Below are 6,293 nucleotides of genomic sequence, written 5' to 3' on the forward strand. Positions count from 1 at the left end.
TTTGTCTGATACTGTTTGATGGTCTTGAATATACGTAGGGGGGGATGAACATGGTGTTACGGTTATTGATCGGTATGATGCTGGGGGTTATCTGCTGGGTAACGACTGCAGCTGCTACGGTTCGTGTGATGAGTGCTGGCACGCTTTCAACTGCCAGAAGCAGCCATACGGCAACATTGCTGCACAATGGTAAAATCCTTGTAACCGGTGGCTATAATGGCAGCACCGTTTATGGAAGCGCTGAGCTGTATAATCCACAGACCGGTGAAACCCAGGCCATAGGCACTATGTCCAGCCCCCGTTTTGCCCATACCGCCACACTGATGAGCAACGGCAAGGTGCTGATTGCCGGTGGTTTTAGTTCCCTGACCGGTGATGCCAGGCTGAGCAGCACAGAACTATTTGACCCGGCAAACAACAGCTTTACCCCTGCGCATGGTATGAACCTGCCACGAGCGATGCATGCTGCTTCATTGATGAAAAATGGCAAGGTGCTGATTACCGGTGGACGGTCAGCTTCCCCCTATACAGGGATTGAGATCTATTACCCGTCAACCAATACCTTTGATATGCTGGATGACATCGATATTGAGATGGCCCAACATACCTCTACCGTGCGGAATGACGGCAAGGTACTGATCAATTCAAACCTCAAGACATATCTCTATGATCCCGATGACAATGAGGCTACTGATCAGTGGTCCGCTTTTTCGTTGACTACCTATGCCCAGAGCGCCACCTTGCTGCCAACTGGCTCAGTGCTGCTAGCCGGGGGACATTCCGCCGGAACCAGCCGTGAGGAGTATTACCTGTATGGTAGTTCAATGAATTACATGGGAATTATGGGCACCCGACGGTCTTACCATTCATCGACCCTGCTGCCTGACGGCCGGGTGCTGATCTGTGGCGGTATAAATTTCTCTAGTTCGACGGTTCATTCCTCTTGCGAGGCATACACGCAATCCAGCAACAGCTTTGCAGCTGTTGCCACCATGCTGAACGCCCGTTATAAGCATACGGCCACCTTGCTGCCCGGTGGAAAGGTGGTGATCATTGGCGGTGAAAATGCCAGCGGGACAGCGCTACAGCAGATTGAGGTGATTGATGCCTACGATGCAGCTACATCCACCACCGGTGCGATGGTAACAGCACGGGCCTACCATGCCATGACACTGCTTGCCGATGGCCGGGTACTGCACAATGGCGGCAGCAATGCCAGCGGCACACTGGCTACCTCAGAGATTTTCAATCCCCAATCTTCAACATATACGGCAACCGGCGCCATGACTTCGCGCCGCACCGGCCACACCAGCACGCTGCTGCAAAACGGTAAGGTTCTGGTAGCTGGTGGCGGGTATACCAGTGGTTTGCCAGGATTTGTCTATCTGGACACAGCAGAACTCTTTGATCCGGCCACCGGAGATTACACCGCTGTTCCAGGCAGCATGACCAGTGCAAGAAGCAGCCATACCGCAACCCTGCTCTCAAACGGCAAGGTGTTGTTGACCGGTGGCCAGAATGCCGGGTCAACAGCCCTTAGCAGTGCTGAGCTGTTTGACCCGCTCACAAACAGCTTTACGGCAACCGGTGCTCTGAGTTCGGCACGAAAAGACCACAGGGCCATCATACTAGCCACCGGCAACGTGTTGTTTGCGGGGGGCGTAAACGCAAGCAGTCAGACCTTGAGCAGTACAGAGCTTTATAATCCGACTACCGGCCAGTTTAGCGCAGGTAACGCCATGAACTCTCCCCGTTCAAGCCATGCCATGACGGTTACTGCCGGTGGGAGGGTGCTTATCACCGGCGGCTATCATAGTAACGCCCTGAGCAGCGCCGAGATGTACAACCCGGTCAGCGGTATGTTCTATAGTGTGGACAGTATGCTTACAGCCAGGACAAATCATACTGCCGTAACGCTGCAAAATGGCAAGGTGCTGGTTGCAGGCGGGTATGATGGCAGCAACTATCTGGACTCGACAGAGCTGTTTGACCCTGTTGCTGAATCATTTGTCACATCTGCCGCCATGGCTAACCGTCGCCAATACTTGCGTTCTGTGCTGCTTGCCGACGGCAGGGTTCTCCTGTCTGGCGGGAGAAGCGCTGCAACCACGTATGTCGGTACATCTGAACTGTTTGACCCGGCCAGTACCGTACCGGCCCAGCGTCTTAAACCGGTCATTACGGAAGTCAGCAGTTCAGCGGCAGGCGTCATAAGCTTTAAGGGGAGTACGTTTACCGGAGACAGTGAAGCCGGTTCCGGTTCAACAAACAGTTCATCGGCAGCTGTTCCTGTGCTGCAACTGCAAAAGCTGGATAGTGGCGCAACCGTTGCTATTTTGCCACTGTCAACGATCAACTGGAGTTCGACGCAGTTCAACCTGGCTGAATCCCCGCTGACCACGCTGGTGTCCGGACAGTATCAGGCCACCATTGCCGCAAGCGGCATCTCATCAAAGGCATGGACTGTCCAACTTATGCCGCTTTCATCAGTCAGTCCTGCAACGTATAATTTTGGCAGCGTAAACTCCGGTAGTTCTTCCGCTGCATATCTATACACGGTTTCCAATCCTGGTTTGTGGTCGCTGTCCATAACAGGGATAAGTGTCGGTGGTGCTTATAGCGCTGCATTTGTCAAAGAGGACGATACCTGTAGTTCCACCGTGTTGACTCCGTTGTCTTCCTGTCATTTTAAACTGTATTTCAGGCCCCAGTCGGCAGGGGCACAAAGCGCGGATATCACCGTGAATTCAAATTCAGCCGCTGGTCCGGCCACCGCAATCGCAACAGGCACCGGAGTAGCTGTTTACTACACTCTGACCGTCACCAAGTACGGTACCGGTAACGGAACCGTGACTTCCGATGCTGGTTCAATCTCGTGGAACAACAACATCGGCACCGCCATCTATAGCAGCGGCAGGGGGGTCAACCTGACCGCCACCCCGCAAGCCGGTTCCACATTCAGCAACTGGGGTGGTGATTGTAGTGGTTTCAGCTGTTATCTGGAGATGAATGCAAACCGGTCGGTAACGGCCAGCTTTATCATGAAGGACTATGTGCGGTTAGGAACAACAGCAGCAATAGGAGCAACACCCTATGGCACGTTGAATCTGGCCTATACTGCTGCCCAGGACGGCAATGTTATCAGGGCATTGGCAAGGGTGTTTGAAGATGATTTGTCCCTTGATCGAGCTGTTAACGTAGCCCTGCAAGGTGGGTATGTTTCCGGATTTGGCGGCAGCCGTAGTGGAAGCACAACGCTGAACGGTACGCTGACGGTTGGTCAGGGCAGTCTGGTGGTGGATGGGTTGGTAATAAAATAGAAACAAGCTGACAGTTGTTGGTGGGATATTGCACAGGCCGCTCCTGATCGGGGCGGCCTGTCTTTATGTCAGGGAACGTCTGGTGGCGCTTGAAAAGGGTCGTCCGCCTCAGGCCAGAACCTTGACTTCAGTTCATCCAGTAGTGGAACAAGAGATTTACGGTCAACGGCAGAGATGCTGATGGCGTTGTGGCGGCGTTTGGCCTGGGCGATCCGCAGGAAGGCGATGGTGTCTTTTTTCTTCAGCCCTTCCAGTTGGTCGGTCTTGTTAAAGACCACCAGTTCCGGTTTTTCAGTCAGCCCCAGTTCGGCCAGGATGGTGCGGACCTGGGAAATCTGGTCTTCAAAGCGGGGGTTGGAGGCATCCACCAGATGCAGCAGCAGATCGGCATCCTGCAGTTCTTCCAGGGTGGCCTTGAAGGCCCCCAGCAGTGAGGCAGGCAGGCAGCGGATAAAGCCGACGGTGTCGGTGATGATAACTTCCCGTTCACGGGGCAGGCGCAGTCTGCGGCTGGAGGTGTCCAGGGTGGCAAACAGCAGGTTTTCGGTAAAGATCTCGCTCTGGGTCAGTCTGTTAAGCAGGGTGGATTTGCCGGCGTTGGTGTAGCCGACAATGGAGATGATCGGTACGCCGGAGCGCACCCGACGGCTGCGGCGCTGTTCCCGGTCCCGCGAGAGCGCTTCAAGTTCCCGCTCCAGTGCGGTGATCCGGTCCCTGATCCGGCGACGGTCGATCTCCAGCTTGGTCTCACCCGGCCCACGGCCGCCGATGCCGCCCATCAGGCGGGACATCTGGACACCTCGTCCAATCAGGCGTGGCAGCAGATATTTCAGTTGCGCCAGCTCTACCTGCACCTTGCCGTCTCTGCTCTTGGCCCGTCCGGCAAAGATATCCAGAATCAACTGGCTGCGGTCGATAACCTTCAGCTCGGTCATGGTGGAGATGGCACGGACCTGGGCCGGGGTCAGTTCCTGATCAAAGATCAACAGAGTAGCCCCCCGCTGCAGGGCGCGAATGACCACTTCCTGCAGTTTGCCTTCTCCCATCAGGGTGCGGGGATTCAACTTGCGGGGTAGCTGGATAAAGCTGTCCAGTACCTGTACCCCGGCGGTGCGGGCCAGTTCCTGCAGTTCTGCCAGTGAATCATCCACCTCGCGCCGTTCGCCACCGGCCCTGACTGAGATCAGGATCGCCCGTTCCTGGCCATCCTTGGCCTGTGCCTCTACCTGTACCGCCTTGTCAAGACTGCGTTCCAGTGCGTTGATAAAGTTACTATCGTAGTCAACCGCCTTTTCCAGCAGTTGCGGAGGCAGTACGCTGATGCCGCCCGGTTCGGTGGAAAGGTGGGCCAGATGTACGATGCTGCGGTGGCTGTCTAGGGGGCCGAGGGCAGCGATCAGGTCAAGTCTGAGCAGTTTCAGGTCGGTCAGGTCGTCTTCGGTCAGCGGTTCAGATTTCAGGTGGGTGTGGATCAGGCGTAGGCCCCGCAGCCGCTTGCGGCCCAGGGGGTAGTCTTTCAGGTCAGGGATCAATAGCCCTTTTTCCGTGCCGATCAGGATCAGCTCTATAACGCCTTGGCGGTTAACCAAGAGGCCGATCTGACGGCGCAGTTCAAAGGAAAGTTCAAGCAGGCGAGAGGCCAGCTCTGCGGTGCAGAGCTCATCAGCCGGAATACGGCGGCGGTAGAGACGTTCTACCGCCTGAATCTGGCTCTGTTTCAGCCCTGCAAGGTTGCCGTGGAGTTCGTTAATGGGATGGTCCTGCTAAATGCCGGTGATGTTGTAGCCGGCATCAACGTAATGGATTTCACCGGTGACCCCGGAAGCAAGGTCGCTGCAGAGGTAGAGGGCAGACTTGGCTACTTCTTCCTGGGTTATGTTGCGGTGCAGCGGAGCGCGCTCTTCTACGGTGCTGAGGATCTGGTTGAAGCCGTTAACGCCGGCTGCAGCAAGGGTCTTGATCGGGCCGGCCGAGATGGCGTTTACCCGGATGTTGTCTTCTCCCATACCGGCAGAGAGGTAGCGCACCGATGCTTCCAGAGCGGCCTTGGCAACTCCCATCACATTGTAGTTGGGGAATACCTTTTCTGCGCCGTAGTAGCTCATGGCCAGAGCGCAGGCATTGCGGCCGGTCATCAGTGGTTGGGCGGCCTTCAGGAGGCCGATAAAGGAGTAGGCGCTGATATCCAGGGCGGTGGCAAATCCGGCCCGGGTGGTGGATAGGATGGTGCCTTTCAGTTCTTCCTTGTCGGCAAAGGCCACGGAGTGGATCAGGATGTCGATCCCGCCCCAGCGCTGTTGTGCCAGATCCATCAATGCTGTTATTTCATCATCACTGGTGACGTTGCAGGGGGCCACATCGGCACCGATTGATTCGGCCAGGGGGCGCACCCGCTTTTCAATCGCCTCACCGGCGTAGGTCAGCATCAGTTCAGCACCTTCGGCCTGAAACAGTCTGGCCATGGCCCAGGCAATACTTTTTTCATTTGCAACGCCCAGAATAAGCGCCTTTTTACCTTCCAACAGTCCCATCAACTCCTCCGGATAACGTATCAATGACCTTTGCCGATTGGTTGGCTGAGGCCTGATGGTGTAGTATCTGCTGCTCAAGACGGGCAATCCGTCCTTCAAGCCGTATAAGTGTCGTGTGTGATTCCATGACCTGGCGTCGTAAACCCAGCAACAGCAGGGGCAGTCTAAGCCAGATCGCCGCAAAGAAGAGGCCCAGCAGGATCGACATGATCATGAATCCGCCAACAAATTCCATCGAGCCGAATGCCCCTTTCTGTGTTTAATGATAATCGGATAGGCTATACCACACCTGAGCCTAAATGGCAAACATGCAAAAGACGTGAAAAAACAGGACCGCTATGCTACAAGTCGTGATTATGCACACACTTATTCCGATTACATCCCCTCTTTTTCTGGTCGGTGCGGAGCTTGACGAACAACCGGCATGGTCTATGATCCTGTC

Annotated in this window: 4 protein-coding genes; 1 reads left to right on the forward strand and 3 read right to left on the reverse strand. The window is 55.3% G+C overall.

The genetic code is table 11. The features are described 5' to 3' along the window. Positions 1 to 50: 50 nt before the first annotated feature. On the forward strand, positions 51 to 3,320 hold the full coding sequence (locus OEL57_RS01095; RefSeq protein WP_300735942.1) for a kelch repeat-containing protein: 3,270 nt from the start codon (positions 51 to 53) through the stop codon (positions 3,318 to 3,320). A gap of 68 nt (positions 3,321 to 3,388) precedes the next feature. On the opposite strand, the gene hflX is transcribed toward OEL57_RS01095, so the two are convergent. From hflX to OEL57_RS01110, 3 genes are read right to left on the reverse strand one after another with little or no spacing between them, the layout of a single operon-like run. Continuing rightward, the gene (gene hflX / locus OEL57_RS01100; protein WP_300735948.1) at positions 3,389 to 5,071 is read right to left on the reverse strand and encodes a GTPase HflX; all 1,683 of its coding nucleotides are present in this window, start codon (positions 5,069 to 5,071) and stop codon (positions 3,389 to 3,391) included. A gap of 12 nt (positions 5,072 to 5,083) precedes the next feature. After that, the gene (locus OEL57_RS01105; protein ID WP_300735943.1) at positions 5,084 to 5,851 is read right to left on the reverse strand and encodes an enoyl-ACP reductase FabI; all 768 of its coding nucleotides are present in this window, start codon (positions 5,849 to 5,851) and stop codon (positions 5,084 to 5,086) included. Beyond that, entirely contained in the window at positions 5,832 to 6,086 is a 255-nt protein-coding gene (locus OEL57_RS01110; RefSeq protein ID WP_300735944.1) for a hypothetical protein, read from the reverse strand. Before OEL57_RS01110 ends, OEL57_RS01105 begins: the two co-directional genes overlap by 20 nt. Positions 6,087 to 6,293: the final 207 nt, after the last annotated feature.

It is taken from the genome of Trichlorobacter sp., from assembly GCF_030247655.1.
Lineage (GTDB): Bacteria > Desulfobacterota > Desulfuromonadia > Geobacterales > Pseudopelobacteraceae > Trichlorobacter.

Excerpts from the sequence above, each read along its gene's own strand:
- OEL57_RS01095 (WP_300735942.1), top strand. The coding sequence starts at position 51 with ATGGTGTTACGGTTATTGATCGGTATGATGCTGGGGGTTATCTGCTGG.
- OEL57_RS01105 (WP_300735943.1), bottom strand. The coding sequence starts at position 5,851 with ATGGGACTGTTGGAAGGTAAAAAGGCGCTTATTCTGGGCGTTGCAAAT.
- OEL57_RS01110 (WP_300735944.1), bottom strand. The coding sequence starts at position 6,086 with ATGGAATTTGTTGGCGGATTCATGATCATGTCGATCCTGCTGGGCCTC.